Annotated in this window: 16 protein-coding genes; 11 read left to right on the top strand and 5 right to left on the bottom strand. The window is 58.6% G+C overall.

Annotation, left to right across the window (positions count from 1 at the left end):
- The first annotated feature begins 182 nt into the window (after nucleotides 1–182).
- The 3 genes from NZK35_RS04965 to NZK35_RS34595 all read left to right on the top strand — a co-directional run bounded on the left by NZK35_RS04965 (nucleotide 183) and on the right by NZK35_RS34595 (nucleotide 4,716).
- Complete coding sequence (locus NZK35_RS04965) at nucleotides 183–2,573, top strand: chemotaxis protein CheA (RefSeq protein WP_259631491.1); 2,391 nt, start codon at nucleotides 183–185, stop codon at nucleotides 2,571–2,573.
- Nucleotides 2,574–2,612: 39 nt separating this feature from the next.
- Nucleotides 2,613–3,077: a chemotaxis protein CheW gene (locus NZK35_RS04960; RefSeq protein WP_259631490.1), complete on the top strand. Its 465-nt coding sequence runs from the start codon at nucleotides 2,613–2,615 to the stop codon at nucleotides 3,075–3,077.
- A gap of 64 nt (nucleotides 3,078–3,141) precedes the next feature.
- Nucleotides 3,142–4,716, top strand: a complete 1,575-nt coding sequence (locus NZK35_RS34595) for a methyl-accepting chemotaxis protein (RefSeq protein WP_259631489.1) — start codon at nucleotides 3,142–3,144, stop codon at nucleotides 4,714–4,716.
- A gap of 320 nt (nucleotides 4,717–5,036) precedes the next feature.
- Here the strand turns inward: NZK35_RS34595 and NZK35_RS04950 are convergent, their stop codons facing one another.
- A complete protein-coding gene (locus NZK35_RS04950; protein WP_259631488.1) occupies nucleotides 5,037–6,200 on the bottom strand; it encodes a transposase in 1,164 nt (387 codons plus the stop codon).
- Between the two features lie 280 nt (nucleotides 6,201–6,480).
- Between NZK35_RS04950 and NZK35_RS04945 the strand changes: the two genes are divergently transcribed.
- From NZK35_RS04945 to NZK35_RS04920, 6 genes are read left to right on the top strand one after another with little or no spacing between them, the layout of a single operon-like run.
- Nucleotides 6,481–7,374 (top strand): HDOD domain-containing protein, encoded by an 894-nt coding sequence (locus NZK35_RS04945; RefSeq protein ID WP_259631487.1) that lies wholly within the window; start codon nucleotides 6,481–6,483, stop codon nucleotides 7,372–7,374.
- Between the two features lie 19 nt (nucleotides 7,375–7,393).
- Nucleotides 7,394–8,494: a protein-glutamate methylesterase/protein-glutamine glutaminase gene (locus NZK35_RS04940; RefSeq protein ID WP_259631486.1), complete on the top strand. Its 1,101-nt coding sequence runs from the start codon at nucleotides 7,394–7,396 to the stop codon at nucleotides 8,492–8,494.
- A gap of 29 nt (nucleotides 8,495–8,523) precedes the next feature.
- Nucleotides 8,524–9,348, top strand: coding sequence for a CheR family methyltransferase (locus NZK35_RS04935; protein WP_259631485.1), 825 nt, complete (start codon nucleotides 8,524–8,526; stop codon nucleotides 9,346–9,348).
- Nucleotides 9,314–9,790, top strand: coding sequence for a chemotaxis protein CheX (locus NZK35_RS04930; RefSeq protein WP_259631484.1), 477 nt, complete (start codon nucleotides 9,314–9,316; stop codon nucleotides 9,788–9,790). Before NZK35_RS04935 ends, NZK35_RS04930 begins: the two co-directional genes overlap by 35 nt.
- Before the next feature lie 43 nt (nucleotides 9,791–9,833).
- Nucleotides 9,834–10,196, top strand: a complete 363-nt coding sequence (locus NZK35_RS04925) for a response regulator (RefSeq protein ID WP_259631483.1) — start codon at nucleotides 9,834–9,836, stop codon at nucleotides 10,194–10,196.
- 58 nt (nucleotides 10,197–10,254) lie between these two features.
- Nucleotides 10,255–10,728, top strand: coding sequence for a hypothetical protein (locus tag NZK35_RS04920; protein WP_259631482.1), 474 nt, complete (start codon nucleotides 10,255–10,257; stop codon nucleotides 10,726–10,728).
- Here the strand turns inward: NZK35_RS04920 and NZK35_RS04915 are convergent.
- The 4 genes from NZK35_RS04915 to NZK35_RS04900 form a co-directional block, all read right to left on the bottom strand.
- Nucleotides 10,676–12,106, bottom strand: coding sequence for a tetratricopeptide repeat protein (locus NZK35_RS04915; protein WP_259631481.1), 1,431 nt, complete (start codon nucleotides 12,104–12,106; stop codon nucleotides 10,676–10,678). The two genes, NZK35_RS04920 and NZK35_RS04915, sit on opposite strands and share 53 nt — an antisense overlap.
- A gap of 112 nt (nucleotides 12,107–12,218) precedes the next feature.
- Entirely contained in the window at nucleotides 12,219–14,483 is a 2,265-nt protein-coding gene (locus tag NZK35_RS04910) for a hypothetical protein (protein WP_259631480.1), read from the bottom strand.
- A 340-nt stretch (nucleotides 14,484–14,823) separates the two neighbouring features.
- Nucleotides 14,824–15,738 (bottom strand): polysaccharide deacetylase family protein, encoded by a 915-nt coding sequence (locus NZK35_RS04905; protein ID WP_259631479.1) that lies wholly within the window; start codon nucleotides 15,736–15,738, stop codon nucleotides 14,824–14,826.
- A 73-nt stretch (nucleotides 15,739–15,811) separates the two neighbouring features.
- The gene (locus NZK35_RS04900; RefSeq protein ID WP_259631478.1) at nucleotides 15,812–16,948 is read right to left on the bottom strand and encodes a GNAT family N-acetyltransferase; all 1,137 of its coding nucleotides are present in this window, start codon (nucleotides 16,946–16,948) and stop codon (nucleotides 15,812–15,814) included.
- Nucleotides 16,949–17,370: 422 nt separating this feature from the next.
- Here NZK35_RS04900 and NZK35_RS04895 point away from each other — a divergent pair, with 422 nt between their 5' ends.
- Nucleotides 17,371–18,897: a lipopolysaccharide biosynthesis protein gene (locus tag NZK35_RS04895; protein ID WP_259631477.1), complete on the top strand. Its 1,527-nt coding sequence runs from the start codon at nucleotides 17,371–17,373 to the stop codon at nucleotides 18,895–18,897.
- Nucleotides 18,894–20,144 carry a carboxylate--amine ligase gene (locus NZK35_RS04890; protein WP_259631476.1) on the top strand — a complete coding sequence of 417 codons (1,251 nt, stop codon included), beginning with the start codon at nucleotides 18,894–18,896 and terminating at the stop codon, nucleotides 20,142–20,144. Before NZK35_RS04895 ends, NZK35_RS04890 begins: the two co-directional genes overlap by 4 nt.
- Nucleotides 20,145–20,204 lie beyond the last annotated feature (60 nt).

Below are 20,204 nucleotides of genomic sequence, written 5' to 3'. Positions count from 1 at the left end.
TGCGAAAGGCGATACCGTCGACAGCGTTTCGCAATCGCTCGGAACGATTTGCCAGTCAGTTGGCAAGTGTTTCGTCCGTCCCTCGATGACAACCATTGAATCGGGGGCGATGACGTCAAAAAACGCGGGACACAAAGTTCTCCGATATTGCCCATTGATGGGTCAAACCCGGAGATTTTTTTGTGGACGGTTTCGAAGACATCATCAAGGAATTCCTCGTCGAGAGTTACGAGAATCTCGACAAGCTTGACGATGATCTGCTCGCCCTGGAAGACACGCCTGACGATCAGCAACGGCTGGCCAGTATTTTCCGCACCGTTCATACCATCAAGGGCACCTGCGGATTTCTCGCACTGCCCAAATTGGAACGCATCACCCATGTCGGTGAAAATCTGCTGGTCCCGCTTCGCGACGGAGAACTGACGCTCACCCGCCCGATCGCCGATACCCTGCTGGAAATGGTCGACGCGATTCGCGCGATGCTGCGACAAGTCGAATCCGGCCAAGGCGAAGGCGATGACGACTACGAGACGCTCGTCGCCCGACTGGAAGCCGCACGGACGCAACCGACAGCGACGCAGGTGGACCCGTCGGCCGCACCGATGGTCAGCGAACCGAGCGTGTCGATCGCGGATCAACCCCAATCCGAGAACACGGCGACGACCTCAGAGGCCAGCGGCCAGGTTGGGGCGGACGGTGCCTCTGGGATGGACCGCGACAACGCCGCCGAATCACCCCTCCATCAACAGGCAGCACCCGAACCGGCAGCACCCGAACAGGCAACACCCCGAGACGCGGCGTCCGAACAAGCGACCTCCGAGCGCGCCCGTTGCGACTGGAAAGAAGCTCCCGGCTTGACCAAAAACGAAGCGTCACTGGTCGATGCCTCGGTGCGTTTGGATGTCGAACTGTTGGACAAATTGGTCAATCTGGTTGGCGAACTGGTCCTCGCTCGAAATCAGATCGTCCAATTCAGTCGCTCCAACGATGACGCTCCCTTGCACGCTGCGGCACAGCGGCTCAACCAGATCACGAGCGAACTGCAAGAAGGCGTCCTGAAGACGCGGATGCAGCCGATCCGTAACGCATGGGGAAAACTGCCTCGCTTGGTCCGTGACCTCGCCGCTTCCCACGGCAAACAAGTCGATATCCGGATGGAAGGCGAAGAGACGGAGGTCGACAAGACGGTCTTGGAAGCGATCAAGGATCCGTTGACCCATATCGTTCGCAACGTCGTCGATCACGGCATCGAATTGCCCGAGCGTCGCATCGCCTGCGGAAAACCACCACGTGGCGTCTTGCATCTGAATGCCTTTCACGAGGGCGGCCAGATGATTATCGAGATCAGCGACGATGGGGGCGGCATCGACACCAACCTCGTTCGCGCCAAAGCCATCGAACGGGGAATCATCTCAAACCAGCGGGCGTCCACGCTCAGCGAAAGTGACATCACCCCTTTGATCCTGTTGCCGGGGTTCTCCACCGCCGCTTCGGTCACGAACGTTTCCGGCCGCGGAGTCGGGATGGATGTCGTCAAGACAAATATTGAATGCATCGGCGGAAGCTTGGAGATTCAAAGCACGCTCGGGCTGGGAACAACGTTGCGAATCAAGATCCCGCTGACGTTGGCCATCATGCCCGTGCTGTTGGTCGCGACCGAGGGGGATCGCTACGCGATTCCGCAGGCCAGTTTGCTCGAATTGGTTCACATCGACAGCCTGCGGGCGCGGCAGGAGATCGAATTCATTCACGATGCCCCCTTGTTCCGGCTTCGCGAACAACTGTTGCCGCTGATCTATCTGGATGAACAACTGGGGCTTCACCCGCCGCGGCGGCGTGGCGATCCAACGTCCGACCTGAATATTGTCGTGCTCGACGCCGATGGCCACCAATTTGGCCTGGTCGTCGATGAGATCATCGACACGCAGGAGATTGTCATCAAGCCTCTCGGCTCGCATTTCAGAGAGATTCCCGTCTATGCCGGGGCGACCATCATGGGAGATGGAACAATCTGTTTGATCTTGGATCTGATCGGCTTGGCCCAGAGCGGTGGCATCACCGGGGGGCAGGCCGAACGCAAAGTGCCGATCACACAGCCTCCATGGCACTCAAACGAATCGCCTAGCGAATCGCTGTTGATCGTCGATTTGGGAGACGAATCACGCGTCGCGATCCCGCTGTCGTCGGTCGCGCGCCTCGAGAAATTCGAGTCATCGGACATTGAACGATTGGGCGACTTCCATGTCGTTCAATACCGAGGTCAGACCATCCCGCTGTTCTCCATCGACGGGTCGCTGGAGTGTCAACTGGTTGATGTCTCATCTCGACAACTGGCGTCAGAGTCTCCGCTGCACACGGTTGTGTTCCATGACGGAGACCGTGTCGCGGGGGTCGTGGTGACAAAAATCTTGGACATTCTGCACAACCAACCGGTCCACGCCGACCCCGAAGGCGGTCAGGCGGGCGCCGCAAGGCATCTGGTGATCCAACAACGCGTCACCCGCATCATTGACTTGAATACATTTCTGCGATCGGCCCTGCGACATTGGGCCGACGCCTGGTTCGCCGCTTAGCACAACGGACACCTCCGATCACGCCCTTTGAAATTCATCATGAACACCACCACGCTTGCCCGGCCAGAGTCCTACTGCACCTTTCTGGTGGATGGGTTGTTGTATGGCATCGAAGTCCAAAACGTCCAGGAAGTCGTACGAGTTCAACCGACCACACGCGTCCCGTTGGCACCGCAAGTCGTACGTGGCCTGATGAATTTGCGCGGCCACATTGTCAGCATGTTGAGCCTTCGCAACGTGTTGGGGTTGCCGGCCCGCGCCAGCGACCGGCACGAGATGAGTGTCATTATTCGTTCGAGCGATGGTCCGGTCGGCTTACTGGTTGATGAAATCGGCGACGTGATGCGGGTCGACCAGGCGGACCACGAATCGGTCCCCGGCACACTGCATCGCCGACAGCGTCCGTTCTTGCGATGTGCCTACAAACTCGAACAACGATTGTTGCTGATCCTCGATGTCGATCGCGTCGCCACTGCCACTGCCACTGCCACTGCCATCGATTGACGTGGACGTCATCGCCACCTGCCCAAGCTATCGTTCAATTTTCACGCCGGAAAGGAATAGTTTCGTGTCCTTCAATCGCCTCACCGTTCGCTCCAAAATCTTCATCCTTGTCGGTGCCTGCGCACTGTCCTTTGTCGGTTACGGATTGTGGTCTTGGAATACGCTGTCGGTCGCCAAGGTCCATGGCCCCTATTACAACAGAATCATTCAGGGCAAGGACTTGATCTCGGACACCGTTCCGCCTTCCAACAACCTCATCGAATCCTATCTGCTGTCGCTCGAAATGGCCCACGAGGTGGAAGAGGGCGTCGGTACGGAACAGATTCAGCAGTTGGTTCGACGCGGCATCGAATTGAAGCAGAAATTCGAAACCGGCCATCGCTTCTGGGAACACGAGCTCGCCGAAGGGCCGATGAAGAAGCTGAAAACGGTCGAGTGTTACGAAACGGCAAAGGAGTTCTTTCGGGTGCGGGATCAGGAGTTCGTGCCGGCCTGTTTACGGGGTGATGTCAAAACGGCGAAGTTGCTTTCTCGAGGGCCGATGCGGCAACAGTACGAACAACATCGCGACGCGGTCAATGCGGTCGCTTCGATGGCAACCCGTCGCAATGCGACCGACGAAGCGGCTGTCCAAGCCCTGGTCGATGCGCGGATGCTGTGGTCGCTGGCCGGCGCCGCAGGCATTCTGTTGGGGATCGCCGGCTTCGGCATCTATGTCGCCCGCGAAACCATCCTGCCGCTGCGTCGCTCGGCAACCAATCTCCGTTACCTTTCCACCCACGATCTGACCGATGTCAGCCGGCGGCTGCGACGGGACGCCGAGAACACCAGCGATCAAGCCACCATGGCCAGCGGGGCGGCCGAAGAGGTCAGCGCCAATGCGCATGCCTTGGCGACCGCCGTCGAGCAGTTCGAAGAAAGCATCAAGGAAATCGCGGCCAACGCGGCCAACGCCGCCTCGGTCGCCCGCAATGCCGTTTGCGCGACAGAACAAACCAACCAGACCATCACCCGTCTGGGCGAAAGCAGTGCGGAGATTGGCAACGTCATCAAGGTCATTAACTCGATCGCCCAACAAACCAACCTGCTGGCCCTCAATGCGACCATCGAAGCCGCCCGGGCCGGCGAGGCCGGAAAAGGCTTTGCCGTCGTGGCCAACGAAGTCAAGGAGCTTGCCAAAGAAACCAGTCGGGCGACCAAACACATCATCGGACGCATCGAAGCGATTCAAGCCGACACGCAAGAAGCAGTCAACGCGATCGGATTGGTCAGCGAAATCATTCGCGAGATCGATGAAAGCCAGAATGTGATCGCGGGCGCCGTCGAAGAGCAAACGGCGATGACTTCGGAAATCTCGCGCAACATTTCCGATGTCGCAACCGGCAGCTATGAAATCGTCAAGAGCATCACGATGGTCGCCGAGACGGCGCAAAGCACGACCTCCGGCAGTGATGAAACCCTGGTGACCGCCGCCAGCATCGAACGGCTAGCCGCCGACCTGATGTTGCTGGTCGGGCAATCTGGTGAAGCGTCCGGACGCGAAGCCTCGGAGCAAGACACCGCTTCAAACCGAGACGCCTCCGCTGGCAAGTATCGCTTGCCGGCCGCCAAAGAAGACGCGTTTCTGGAATCGCTCTGACCCAAAACAAACGCCGCGGCAGATCGATACCGACCGCAACCCTCCGGCGCACACCGAATTCAGATGGTGCCACCCACTATGCATTCACAGGGAACTTCCGCTCGCACACCGAATTCAGATGGTGCCACCCACTATGCATTCACAGCACCGAACACACCAGAGATCGAAGCGGTCCTTCAGGAGTACCGGTCAGCGGGTCGCAGCAAGCGAGCACTCCAGTCGCTCTGGATGACGACGGGAGTCTCGCCATAAAACTAAGAGACGACCGTGTCACATAGCGTGACCGATCACCCGCCGTAGTGACGCGGACCCGGCTTTTGCTATGCAGCAAAACACTCGGCGACTCGCCGGTACCCCCTGGCCCATTTGCGGCCGCTCGACTCGGCGAACTGCGACATCCCGCTCGGTGAACCCGCGCAGCAGCTATTACCGAAGTAGCGCTGGAAGTTCCAGACCAAGTCCCGCCACATCGATAAGTCGATTCCGAGACGTGAAACTAGACCCTGCAGACTCGGTGGTACGTTGCGTCCCGCCCCTTCTTCGCTCTGCTTGGCCGTCCAACGAAGCAGTTTGACGTAGTCTTTCAAACTGATCCCCAGAAACCCCTTGTCGCTCGCCCGCACGCCATCGTGATTCAGCGCAGCGTCGCTGGCGAGCGTCGAACCATCCAGAGTCAACGGCGACAGCCATCCGTCGCGACGGATGCGTCTGCCCCTCGGGTTCTTTCGTTTTGCCCGCTTCGTTTCACGCAGTTCATCTACTGGCGTGTTGCGGCGTTCTGCGCCCGCCTGTTCCGTAGTAATCGGAACCAGATCAAACGCGGCTGAATCGATTTCCTGACCTTGGTCTCCTTTGATTCGATCGTAGCCTGAGGTGTGCACCGACTCGTCCGGCGATTCCGCCATCGCGGCACGGACCGGATTGAGGTCCACATACATCGCGCAGGCCAGCAATCCCGCTTCGTCTGTGATCCGCTGCAGCTTGAATCGGCCTTCCCAAAATCGACCGGTACACTCGTCTTGCCGGTTGGCCATGCGTGCGATCGGTTCGCTCAAAGAACGCATGAACCAGGAAATGTCCGACAGCCGGCGCCGCACTTCAGCGAGTCGTTCTCGATCGGCCACCAACATCTGCACATCACTCTCAGTTGGTTCACCCAAATGTTCTTCAATTCGGCGACCTGGAAAGACTTTCAGCCAGCGAAGGGCGACCTCTTGATCGGTCCATGCCAGGACGACATCGGGTCGATTGCGGAGGATCAGATGCATGTGATTGGACATCACGGCATAGGTGAGAACATCGACGCCGAAGACAGACGCCAGAGCTTCCATCCGCCGCCGGATCCACTCACGTCTGTATCCATAATCCGTTCCGGTCGCTTGGTCGATTCCAGCCAAAAAAGCACGCCGAACACACCGCTGGACGGCATGAACAATCGACACTTCGTCATCAGCAACTTGTTCCGAACGCAGCGGACGTCCCATCGCAAACTCCCCCCTTACAATGAATTGTTGCCTGATTGTACCTCGATGGAAAACTTGAGTCAACAACTAGGTGGGTGGCACCATTTAGAGTGAGAACAGTTAGGTGGATAAAGAACAGTTAGGTGGGTGGCACGATTTAAAGGGAGGTCGGGGGAAAGGTGGGGGGCGATGTCCGTGTTCCCCCACGTTTGAGAAAATTCGCAGTTCCTGCCGACCCCGTCGCGCAACGGCACCGACAATTGCCCGACTCCCCTACGTAATCATTACAGTGGTATCTCCGATGACCGTCCAAACCTGCTCACCACCCGAAAAGCTCAAACAAGCCCTTCTCAAGCGTTCGGATGAATTGGCCATGCTGCCGGCGGTCGCCACCGAGGCGCTGGAGTTGGCGCAAGACCCCGACTGCGTTGCCGCCGAATTTGCCGGAGTCATCGAGCGCGATGTCAAACTCGCCACCGAAATTCTGTCGCTGTCCAACAGTGTGTATTTCGCTGCCAGTTCCCCCGTCGTCAGTCTTCGCCAGGCGGTCGTTCGACTCGGATTGCGGCAATGCCGAAACCTGATCCTGACCTCCAGCGCGGCGAGCTTGATGAAGAGCATGCCGCTTGAACAAGAGTGGGTTCGCGAGGTCATTTGGCAACACAGTTTTCGCACCGCCAAGGTGGCCAGCTACATCAACAAACAGCTGCGACTCGGTTTCGAGGGCGAAGAATTCACCGCCGGGTTGCTGCACGATTTCGGCCGCCTGCTGTTGGCGGTCGCCGCGCCCGAGTCCTTCGCCAAGGCCGACCCGTTGGCGTTTGTCGAAGACGGGCAGTGTTTGACGGCCGAAAACGAAATCCTGGGGATCGACCACTGCGCATTCGGCGCCTGGTTCGCCACGCACAACGGACTTCCCCGCGCCCTAGTGGCCTCCATCGAATTGCATCACCTGCCAGAAACCCATCACCCCGACGGCAAGCTGATCTCGCTGGTCGCCGCGGCCGACCACATCGCCAATCACTTCCAACGGTACGAAGAAGCCACCGACTATGACGTCGGGCTCAACCGCGGGGCTCATGTGATCGCCAAGAACGGGCACCCGCAGCTTTTGAACAATGACAACGGGATCGTCGAAGCGATTTTCGGCGAAGTCCTGCAAGACGACCAGCGCGATCCCAGCGATCTTTCCTAACGTCGAAGGAAGCTTGACTATGAACAATGAGATTCGCGTCATGCTGTGTGACGATTCAGCGATCATGCGCCGGTTGATCAGAACCGCGCTGGAGCTGGAACCGTCGATGACGGTGGTTTGCGAAGCCAAGCACGGACGTGACGCCATCGATCAACTTGACCAAACCAATCCCGACATTGTGGTGATGGACATCGAGATGCCGGTCATGGACGGCGTCGAGGCGGTTCGAGAGATTCGTAGACTGGGACGCACGCTGCCGGTCATCATGTTCAGTTCGCTGACCAGCCGTGGCGCCGAAGCGTCGCTGGATGCCATCGCCGCCGGGGCAACCGACTTCGCCACCAAGCCAACCGGTGCCGGTCACATTCAAAAAGCCCTGGATTCGCTGCGGCGTGACCTGGTCCCCAAACTGATGCAATGGACCGCCGGAAAGCGAGCCGATTCGATGGCGGCGGCCTGCAATGCCGAGCCGACCACGACCTTCCCGACCAGGGACGCCGAGGGATCCAATCGCAGCGTCGCCGCGATCGCCATCGGCGTTTCCACCGGTGGCCCCCAGGCCTTGTCCAAACTGCTGTCGGGACTCCCTCAAGACTTCCCCACACCGATTCTGATCGTCCAGCACATGCCGCCGGTGTTCACCGGACTGCTCGCCGAACGGCTCTCCTCACAAACCGGTCACTGCGTTCGCGAAGCCGCCGACGGCGATCGGCTCACGCCGGGCACGGTCCTGATCGCCCCGGGCGACTATCACATGGTCGCTTCACGTGAGCGTGATGGCGTCCACGTGCGATTGAATCAAGAGCCCCCGGAAAACAGCTGTCGCCCTTCGGTCAATCCGCTGTTCTGTTCTCTGGCCAACTGTTTCGGTGACCAATCATTGGGGATCGTCTTGACCGGAATGGGACAAGACGGAACTCGAGGCGCCAAAGCGCTCAAAGCCTGCGGAGCCCGAGTTTACGTCCAAGACCAGGAAAGCAGCATCGTGTGGGGCATGCCCGGCCAAGTGGCCAATTCCGGATTTGCCGACCGCGTTTTGCCGCTCGATCAAATCGCCTCGCAAATTCTTCGAGTCGCCGGTTCTGGCGTGCGCCAACCACTGGCCGCCTCTACCAGTTGATCACCGCAACGCAGCCGGTCTCCCTTGCAATGACACTCGCCACCGCCGACTTCGCATTCCTTCGCACGCTGGTCGCCGATCATTCGGGGCAACGGTTGGCGCCACGACACGTCGGCATGCTCGAACAACGGCTCGCGCCGATTGCCGGCACCGCCGGCCTGAAAGACGTCCCCTCGTTGGTCCGACGCCTGCGTCGCGGTGACGATTTCGCGCTCTCCTCTCAGGTGGTCGAAGCGGTCGCCGTCAACGAAACCAGCTTCTTTCGCGATGCCTCCGTGTTTGAAACGCTCGCCAAACGAGTGCTACCGCAAATCGTCGCCGACAACAGCAATCGAAAGCAACTGCGAATCTGGTGCGCTGCGTGTTCCAGCGGACAAGAGCCGTATTCCATCGCAATGCTGTTGGAGGACCACTTTTCCCACTTGCACGACTGGGACATCCGCATCACCGCTTCCGACTTATCCGAGAAGATGATCAAACGGGCACGGCTGGGAACGTTCAGCGCGCTGGAAATTGCCCGCGGACTACCGGCCGCCCAACTGCTCCGCCACTTCGATCGCCGCGGTGCGGCCTGGCAGGCCAAACCCGAACTGCGTGAGAGGATCGAATTCCATCGCATCAATCTGGCGCGGCCTTGGCCCTACCTCGGGCAATTCGACGTCGTGCTGGCCCGCAACGTGTTGCTCTACTTCGATCAGCCGACCAAACAAGACATCCTGAAACGACTTCGCGGTGCCATGCGTCCCGATGGCTACCTGGTCATCGGAGCCGCCGAGACTCTGATCGGACTGTGCGTTCCCTATCAAAGGAAAGAAATTGATGACATCGTTTATTATCGCCCCTCGGCCATCTGAGCCGAGCGGTCGCGACAGGATCAGTCACCTGAGTCTCGCGCAGATGGTCCAGGATGTCTTGACAACCATGCTCGAACTGCCGCACGAATCCTTCCAAGGTTCACCCGAAACCATCGCCCCCAACCAACTCATGGCTGCGGTTCGAATTTCTGGCTCCTGGCAAGCAACTCTGCAGATTTACGCCCCCGAGAAACTGGCCCGACACATCGCCTGTGCTATGTTTGCTCAAGCCGCCGACGTCCTGGACGACGAAGACGTTTTGGATGCCTTCGGCGAAGTCGTCAATGTTATCGGTGGGAATGTGAAAGGAATGATCGACCAGGATTGCACCCTCTCGCTGCCTTGTGTCGGAGCCGCTCAACCGGATCCGACACCCACCAGTCTGACGATCAGGTACGACGTTTGTGGAACCCTTCTGACCGTCGAACTGATCCAAGCATGAGCTCCTCCCCCGCTACTGGCCAATCGTTTCAAGGAGAACGAAAATGAAAATCCTGATCGTTGACGACAGCAAAGCAATGCGAATGATTGTCTGCCGCACACTGAAACAAACTGACTTCAGTGGATTCACCGTGATCGAGGCAGAAAACGGAATCGACGCGTTGAACAAGATCGCCAGTGAATCGCCCGATCTGGTGCTGTCCGATTGGAACATGCCCGAGATGAAAGGCATCGATCTGCTCAAACGCGTTCGTGATTCGGGCAACAACGTCCGCTTCGGTTTTATCACGTCAGAAAGCAGTTTGGAAACCAAAGCACTGGCCCACGAGTCGGGTGCCGATTTCCTCGTCACCAAACCCTTCACGGCAGGCTCGATGCAAGCGGCGCTTGATCCGATCCTCACCTAGCGTGTCCATGCGGTCCGATCCTCACGATGCCCCCGACCTACCGTTAGTGCCCCATTCCATGTCTATCGCCAGCCCCGCCATCCTTGCCGACGAAATCGGCAAATTCATGAACCACCTGTTCGGGTTGAAGGTATCGGCTACCAAAATCAAATCGGAAGAACACGTTCATCCACCGGCCGCTGTCGCGATTTATACCGATGGAAATGACTTCGTTCGCGGTCAGATCGCCTGTGACCTCCGCTGCGTCGCCATCCTGGGCGCCGCCTTGACCCAAATCCCGATGGGAGCCGTTGCCGATAGCCTGGAAAGCGGCGAACTGTCTGCCAACCTGAGGGCCAACGCCTACGAAGTCTTCAACATTTCGGTGAACCTGTTTTCCTATCGGCCCAGTCGCCGAGTCGTGCTGAGTGAAGTTCGCTTCGAACAAAACGCCGCTCCGGCCGAGTTGCAATCCTCGTGGAAACGTGACGCCTTTCAAATCAACATCGAGCGTTACGGCAGCGGGCATCTGCAGATGATTCATCGCATCTGACACTCGATCCGCTCTTTCGCGCGCCCCAGCACAGTCCGCTCACCTCCTTGCCAGCCTCCTTGCGCAACGCGGACTCTTTGACGCTGATCTCTGAGAAACCGCATCGCTCCAAGGTTTCCCGAACGTAGTCGACGCGATGCGAATAGCGTCCCGATGGATTGAGATGGTACCCCGCCGCGCCGTCCGAAGCGTCCCATTTTTCGAGCGTAAAGACCAGCGGGGCGCCCTCACCACGCAGCGACTGATTGGCCGCCAGCAAAACGGCCGCCAGATCACCAAAGTAGATCAAGGTGTCCATCGACACGATCAATTCAAACTCGCCGGGATGCTCATTCAAATACGCCACCAGCTCCGAGCACACCAACGAGTCGTAGCCGCGATCGCCGGCCCGCTGGAGCATCCCCGAAGACAGGTCCACGCCCACCAGTCGTGAAGCAAACGGCCGCAACAGTTCACCCATCAAACCGGTGCCGCAACCGGCATCCAAAATGGACAGGCTGCCGTCGGCGGACAACCCGAGATCCGCCATCAGCGACCGAAGCAATCGTGGTGCGGCGTAATCGAGCGACTGCAACTGCTCGTCAAACGTTTCGGCAAACTGATCAAACACCTCCCGGACGTAATCGTCCGAGGCCCGCGACGGCAACGCTTCGACTTCAAGTCTCTCGGATTCCTGTGCGGATAGCAGGTGACGGGCGATCGCGTTGTCAGGGTCCCGCTGCAACCAATCGCGAAGTGCCGCGGCGACGCCCGCCTGGTCATCCAGCCTCCGGTACGCCGTCACCAACTTTCGCCGAGCCAACTGATGATCGGGATCCAGCTTCAAGACAATCGACAACGCGTCGACGGCTTGCTGCCACGATTCCGCCGCCATCCGCAAGTCGCCCAACCGAAACGCCAAGTGCACGTCGCCGGGCCAGCGTTTGACGGCCGCCAGGCAATCCCGCAACGCGGCATCAAGTTGCCCAGATTCCTCCAGCACCAGAATCCGATTTCGCGCAAAAGTCACTTGATCAGGGTTCTGATCTCGCAGCCGCGTCAGAACGTCGATGGCTTCCCCATATCGCTTCGCAGCATAGAAGGCCTTGGACAAGTCGTTTCGGATCGCCGACGACTGCACCACGTTTTTCTCAGCGTCGCTTCGTTTGGCCGCCGCCCGGAGCGTCTCGATCGCGGAATCGAATCGCTCCGTCTGGGTCAACGCCACCCCATAGAGATGCATCGCCAGCACCGACAGCGGACCGTGTCGCCGATGTTTTTCGCAGGCCGCCACGATGTCGTTGAACTGACCTTGCTGGGCAAGTGCGACCAATTCTTGTTCAAATTCGGCGGCATTGTGTCGTCGCTTTCGCCGACGCGCCGGTCGTCGAGTCGCCATCGAAAGAAAATCCTCTCAACCTCTTCGTGCGCCAGACCAACCTCTCACTCAACGTGAAGGATTGCCGCAGCGTAACATACCGGCGGTCGGCGGTGACCTCGGCAACCAAAGATTAACGCCACTGGGCCATTGATTCATCCAGCAACGCGAGCGGCGTTGATTCGAGCCCCCTGTGTTGCGATCCCGAATCGTCCGCTTCGGCGGTCCGGTCTGCCGTCGGTTGGCGGGGCGAATCGACCACCGAGTCCGTCTCCCCGACCGAACCGAGCCGCGTGACTTCGGCCTTGGCCGCAAGCCCCCAACCGGAGCTGTGCAACACCGAGTCGGTATGGTCCTCATCGAGCGCCGCGCGCAAGGGACCCGAAAAAATCGATCCGGCTGAGGCAAGCGGTGCCGGCGGCGGAGCAGGCATGGTCCGTCCATTCCAATCACCCGACAGCGGCACCCAGCCCGCATTGCCGCCGGGGCCAAATGCAAACGAGTGATCGGCAGCACCGGGCGCGAACGAATCCTTCAATTGAAAGAACGAGGTGTCGCCCCGGTACAGCCCGATCGTATCAAAGCCGTCGCCGTCCCAGTCGCCGACCAGCGGAATCCGACCGCCGCCGCCGGGGCCGAATTGCAGGTAGTGATCCGAAGCCCCCGGGGTAAACGAATCCTTCAAGTGGAACAGGGAGACATCGGGTTGGTACAAGCCGATCGTGTCGATCCCGTCACCGTTCCAATCTCCCGCCAGTGGTAACCAACCCGCGTTTCCTCCTGGCCCAAACGCGAAGTAGTGATCCGAAGCCCCCGGTGTAAACGAATCCTTCAAGTGGAACAACGAAATGTCCGGCTGGTACAGACCGATGGTGTCGACGCCATCCCCATCCCAGTCGCCCGTCAACGGAATCCAACCGGCGGTGCCGCCCGGGCCGAACCCGAAGTACTGATCCGAGGCCCCTGAGGTGAACGAATCTTTCAGATGGAACAGCGAGATATCGCCTTGGTAAAAACCGACCGTGTCGATGCCGTCACCATTCCAATCCCCGCTCAATGGAATCCAGCCCACGTTGCCGCTCGGGCCAAACCCGAAATACAGATCCGAAGGCCCCGACGTGAGCGATTCCTTCAAATGGAACAACGAAATGTCGCCTTGGTAGAGTCCGATGGTGTTTTGCGTGACCTGATCGCCGAGAATCCTGCCCCTGGCAACCGACGGCGTCCCGATCAGGTAGGGCCGGCCGGTCATTTCCAATTCCCTGGACGTGTCCCGGCTGAATTGACTGACCGATAGCATCGTGTGTCCGGAGAATGCAAAGCTGTCGTTCCCGTCAAAGGCGTAGCCGAACACATTGTCAAAGTCTTCGTCGGGGTCCTGAGCCGGTTTCGGCCAGTTTTCGATCACCCCACCTGTACCGGGAGTCTGTATTTCGATCAACGAATCATAGGTGTCGAACACTCCGAATTGATCGTACCCTGAAGCCGAGAGGGCCAAATGCCCGCCGGACAGGTAGTCCAAGTCACCGCTGGCCACAAAACGAAACGGCATCAACTGGGACTGAAGCGTGCCATCAATGTCGAACACGGTGGTGACATTCATCATCACCACTTCGTCGCTGACCAGCTCCAAATCGATCCGCTGCAAATCCAAGAAGGAGTCGCCGACGGCAAACAGGTCTCCCGATTCGCTTCCAAAATCACCGTCCCGAGCGTCGATGAGCGTATTGGCACCACTGATTCCATGCTGTCCGAGCGCCGTGACCGGAATCAGTCCCGCGCTCGCATCGGCCAAATGGACTTCGTAAAGACGCTCGAACGAGATTGCGAACAGCCGGCCGTCTTCGGTGAACGCGATGTCCGTGATCGTGTCGGCTGTGTTGATACTGCCGAGCACCTCAACGACACCCGTTTCGATCTCGACCGTGCCCAGCCGATTCTGATCATCTGCGATAAAGTACTCGGTGTCTTGATGGCTGACGAACAACGCCGCACCACTGTTGACCGGGCCGAATTCGTCTGCTTCGACCAGAGTCACCACCACGCTTTCGTGGGGTTCGCTGATGGAGTCGGTTCGCGCGTTGATGATCAATTCGACCGTCGACTCACCCGGAAAAAATGTGGCAGTGCCGACGACGTCACCGCTGACAGGGGCATCGTCGGGCAGCCAAATCGTATCTCGGTCCCGTTCCCGTGCCGTGTAATCCACGTCGTATGTTGCGTCCCCGGACAGTTCGAATTGGACTGCCAAGAACCCATCGGTTTCGTCCCGATTGAACGAGTAAACGATCCGCTGCAGCGGTGCCTCGGGGACGGCGACCGGCGACTGGACCGTCACCGAAACCGTCGCCACCAGTAACCGTCGCTGCTCCAACAATTCATGGCGCAACCGTCGCACCCGGCCGCTTGTCTTTGGTCGACCATCACTGCTTCCGGCCGATCTCCGCCCACCTCGTAACCACATGATCTTTCTTTCCACGATTCGATTGATGGCCGCGGGAATCCGCGTCGATTTTCAACGCGTCATCTTACTCACAATCCCGCCCTGCGGGTGGACCACGTTTGCATGGTTGTCATCGATCCCGAGGGTGTCCCAATTCAATCGGCGGGTTGCCTCAGCTTTCGGCCGGCGAAGCGCAGCGCCGAACGATTCGGCGGCGCTGGCGACGACGTCACCGCCTGGACTTAGACGCAGAAGGTCAGAGAAAGTTTCCCGCCGTCGGATGCTTTCGCCAGAATCAAGCTTCTGAACCCAAGCTGGCAACGGCGACCGGAGCGGCGTCGTGGGCGGACCGTCCCACAACATCGGCAACCTTGACGCCCGTATCGGCAAATTTGTAGCCGCGTCCGAAACCGACTTTGCGACGATCGATCGTGACCCAGTTCTTCAATCGAATGAACTCGGGATCGGCATGAAACCGTTGGATGTGAAACGGATCGCTGCCCGGGAAATTGTACGCGCCATAGGCCGAACAGACGCCCGACAAGCCCTGGTCTTTGGCCAGCTGGACGGCCGCCGCGCTCAAATTGGTTTTCTGACCATAGGGAAACGCGAAGTAGCGAATCGGCTGCTCCACCAGTTTGCCGAGCTCCTCCGTGGCGGTCACGATTTCATCGACCATCGTCCCGGGATCCTGGATCGCCCCGACGTCGCAATGAGTGCGGGTGTGCGCCCCGATTTCGATCCCCGACGCCGCCATCTGGCGGAGCTGCTCGGGCGTATTGACCGGCAACGGCTGACCTTCGGCAACATCGTGCGGGAACGGGCGATCGTGAAGTACAAAATCCAATGCGACGAAATACGTCATCGGGATCTCGTGCTCGATCAAAAACGGAATCGCCTGCTGGCCGTTTTCCGCGTAGCCGTCGTCAAAGGTCACCGCGACGGCCACCCGATCATTGCGACCGGATCGCATCCGCGTTTGGATTTCCTCCAGCGAGACCACGTCGACATGCTGCTTCAACCAAAGCATCTGACGTTCGAATTCACGATTGCCGATCGACCAACCGTTGGGATGCGTGTCGGCGACGCGATGATAAAATAACACGCACAACGGCGCTTGCCCTTCCGCTTCGAGTCGGTTGCGATAGCGCATCCGCATCGGCAAGCTGCTGTAATAATAGGCGTGCAGTGCGAGTTCACGAATTTTCATCGTCACGGACATCCTGGCACTTCGTCTCACGGTGCGTTTCAGGGGCGGATCAAGAAACCTCGGGCTGAGGACGCTAGGACTGCGGTTGACCGATCCCGAGTCCCGACTTGACCAGATTTTTGAAGGTCGCGCCGACCTTGACGACTTGATGACGCAATTGGGCCGATCGCCTGGGGCTGCAAACACGAATCTCCTGGGCCGGCATCAGCTCAGCCCGCCAACGCAATTTGTACGGTTCGTCTCCACGCATCATGTCAAACGTCTTTCGCCCCGTCTGAATGGATTCACGGATCGCGTGGCAAAACATGCTCAACCCCGGACGCAACGCTTCGGCGTCCGGATCCATGCCTGATTGGTAGAAGTACCAACAGTCGTTGTCGGCGATCGCGAAATGAGCCGCCACCGGGACGCCCTCACTCGATGCGATGATCAATTCCAACAACCCGGCATCGAGCAGTTCGGATGCCGCATCACGCAGGAACACGTCAAAGGGCGGATGGTCGAAACACCCCGTCGTGCCGGACGCGTGGCGACGTCGTTGATGAAGCGTGACGAACTGGTCCCAAACCGCATCGAGCTGTTGCTGGTTCTGCACCCGATCCACGCAGATCGTTCCCGTATCAATATTTTTCAGCGACTGACGAACCTCGCGACGGCCGCTCTTGGACCGCATGCGGACGTATTCGTCCCAGGTTGCGGGCAGATCGATCGCGTAGCCCCCCAACCCGTCGGCAACTTCGACATTCAGTTTTTCCCGTTGCATCGACTCGACCAACGTGTTCATCGTCCGATCCGATCGATCGACACCGATCAACTCGATCGAGTCCCAGAGCAGACGTTGTTCGTCGGTGTTTCCGGTCGGATCTGCCGAGTGGGCCAACCAGCGAGCGACCGCGGAACAGGCGTCGTCGATGTCACCATCGGCGACCAACAACGACAAGTGGTCGGTACACACCTTTCCAGACCCCAGAAACTGGATCGTCTTGCCCGTTCCAACGCGACTCTCCAGACACCACGGCGCAAAGGCGATGATTTCGCGTTGACGTGTGACCCTCAACACGCACAAGCGGTAGTCACCTTGGTACGCCCGACACCAGCTCCCCAACCACTCCCAACGTTGCAGCGGGTTGCGGGCGAGTTCGTTCCAGCGACCCAGGTCGCCCGGGGAGAGCTGTTCGACGTTTGTGATCAATTCAACCGATGGGATCATGCTTCGTTCCGGCCAGGGTTCGGGTGCTTCCGAAAGCGTGCGTGGATCGGTCCACGCATAGAACTGTGGGTTGAAGCATCGGCAAGGCAAACGTGTGGCGGCAACTTGCCGAGGGAAGTCGAATCACATCCGCCGGTCGCACCGCTTGTGTCGGCGGCCATTGGGGTCAACCCGCGTGTGAACTCAATCGGCCGATGGACACGCGAATCGATCAATCAGCGCAATCCGCTCCATCGAACGAAACCGAACGCGTCTTTCCGTCAATAACCGCTCGCGGACCGGATCACCGCAAGCCGCATTCTTCGCAACGTAGGGTTGGCCATCAGTGGTCGTTCGACGCGGGAATCGCGGTTCGGGACACAAGGACGGCTGTCACCAACCCACGATCGCAACGACATTCGACGTTTACGGTTTTCCCGACCATGAGCCAAGCCACCCTTTCCCAACCGCGTCCAAAGTCGGCCAAAAAGATCGTCGCCGATTCGTTCTCCCAAAGTGTTGTCCTGATCAGCCTCCTGATGATCGTGCAGCGCGGCATCGGGTTTGTCCGCAGCTTTTATGTTTGCGGCACGCTGTCGGCAGCGGAAGTCGGCCGTTGGGATTTGGCGTTCAGCTTTTTGATGCTGGTCGCACCGCTGGCGGTGTTCGGTATCCCGGGCTCTTTCGGACGTTACGTCGCCCGATTCGAAAAAAAGGGCCAGCAATCGCGTTTCCTCCGCCAAACCCTCTTGGCCTGTCTCGCGCTGACGCTGCTGGCGTCCGTCTCGATCTGGTGGTTCCGAGAAACCGTCGCACGATACTTTTTCGGCAGCGCCGACGATGCGTCGATGGTCTCGCTGTTGGCGATCGGGCTACCCGTCGTCGTGTTCTTTAATTTCGCCACCAGCTGGTTTTCGGGCAAACGTCTCAATCGATTCGTCTTTCGCATCCAGTTCGCACAAACCCTGTTCTTTGCCCTGTTGTGCGTTGTCCTGTTTCAACTGACGTCGGTCAGCGCGTTCTCGGTCATCGTTGCCTACCTGATCTCCTGTTTCGTCGGCACCACGCTTGCTGCCAGCTACACCCTGGTCGAGGGACGATCCGAACGGGAGCACCCAGAGGATCACGAACCATCCGACCAGACCGACCCGATTTGGCGAAAAATCCTTCCCTTTGCCGTCTGGGTCTGGATCAGCAATGCGTTGATCAATCTGTTTTCGGTCTGTGACCGATTGCTGTTGGTCAACTTTTATCCCGATCAACAGGTCGACATTCAATTTCTGGTCGGCCAGTACCACACCGCTTGTATCTTCCCCTTGCTGCTGATGACGATCGGCGCGATGGCGGGATCGACCGGCATGCCGTATTTGAGCAGGGACTGGGAATCGGGTGATCGCCGAGCAGTCGCTGATCGAATGAACTTGATGCTCAAAGCGATCGGTTTGTTCTGCGTCACCGCATCGGTTGCCATCCTGCTGTTGGCCCCGCTGTTGTTCGGGCAAATCTGGAAAGACAAATTTGCGATGGGCGAGTCGCTGTTGCCGATGACGCTTTGCTACTGTTCACTGGCCGCGATGACGATGGTTGCCCAAAAGTACTTCTGGTGCCTGGAAAAGACTTGGATCAGCAGTTGCTTTTTGCTGCTCGGGCTGGTCTGCAATTTCCTGGTCGGTCTGGCACTGATCGGCGACTTCGGTATCGACGGTGTCGTCGCCTCGACGTTGATTTCGCACGCGCTCGTTTTGGCCGGTGTGTTGCTGATCAGCAAGTACCACAAGCTCCGAATCGATTTCGGCGTGTTTGTGGTTTCCATCGCATTGTTTGCGCTCTGCTTCGGCAAATGGATCGCCCTGCTGTGCCTGATCCCCTTGCTGCTGAGCGTTTGGTTCACCCCACTTCTCTTCAGCGATCCGATTCGTCGCAACGCGATCGCGAAACTTCGCTCCACGCTTGCTGGGAACACTCCATGAGTTTGGCAGAATTAATCGACCAACCAGAGTTTGGCAATCACGAACCAACCCGACATCAGACACGCCGCGTGTTACTGCTGGGCAATGACGACCGCGTCCTGCTGGCCGTCGCGCGGGGCCTTGGACGCAACGGCATCTCGGTGGACGCCGCCTGGTGCGATCCGGATTCGCCGGCACTGAAGTCCCAGTACGTTCACGCATTTCACTCCGTCGCGTCCTACACGCCCCACGACGATCAATGGCTCGATGCATTGCATCGATTGGTCAAGCACTATGACTACGATCTGGTCATCCCTTGCAACGATTATGCAGTCGTGCCGCTCCAACTCGAACGCGAGAAACTGGATCCCGATACCCATTGGTATTTGATCAACGACGACGCCTTCCGAGTCGCGTTTGACAAAGCCAAAACAAGCCGCCTCGCATCGGAATTGGGAATCAACGTGCCGCGTGAATGTGAAATCACCGACGCTGACCTTCAAGCCGGTTTCTCAAATCGGGAATTTAGCCTGATCGACCGTCGCTCGCTGAGATTCCCGGTCTACGTCAAACCACGCTCCTCCATTACCGCCTCAGACGTGACAAACAAACGTGCCGCGCGGCGGGTCGATTCGCCCGACGCGTTGGCTGAGTATTTGATTCACGAGTTCCCCGACGACGGCGTGCTCATCCAGGAAAGTTTTTCGGGGGTCGGGATCGGCGTCGAAATCCTGGCCCACCAGGGGCAGATTCTGATGCAAATTCAACATCAACGACTACGCGAAACGATCGACGGAGGCAGCACGTACCGAGAGACGATCGCCGAGATCCCCGAATTATCCGAAGCGACGCGAAAACTGGTCCGGCGTTTAAACTACACCGGGGTCGGGATGTTCGAATTCCGCTACAACCGAGCAACCGGTGCCTGGGTGTTCCTGGAAATCAACGCGCGGTTCTGGGGCTCGTTGCCGCTGGCGATCGCGGCCAAAGCGAATTTCCCCTTTGCCTTGTACGAACTGTTGGTCAAAGGCCAAACAAACGTTCAAACCAACCACACGATTGGCATCCGTTGCCGAAATCTGCTCAACGATCTGCGTGCCTTCCGGCATCAGAAGGCAGACGAATTTGAGCTGGAAAACCTACTTTCTGGCAAGGACTATCTCGATTTCTATGCCCCCGATGACTGGCGTCCCCAGCTCGCCACACTCGTTAATTTCGCGCGATCGGTACTAGGAAAACTCACGCGACGAATCGGATTGAGCGTTTAGGGCATGCTGTGCATGCCTCGCGTCACGCACAGCGTGACGTCTTGGCTTCGATCGGTAGGA

Origin of the sequence: Stieleria sedimenti (assembly GCF_025060895.1) — a bacterium.
Classification (GTDB): domain Bacteria; phylum Planctomycetota; class Planctomycetia; order Pirellulales; family Pirellulaceae; genus Stieleria; species Stieleria sedimenti.
This window is presented reverse-complemented; position numbering and strand designations above follow the sequence as displayed.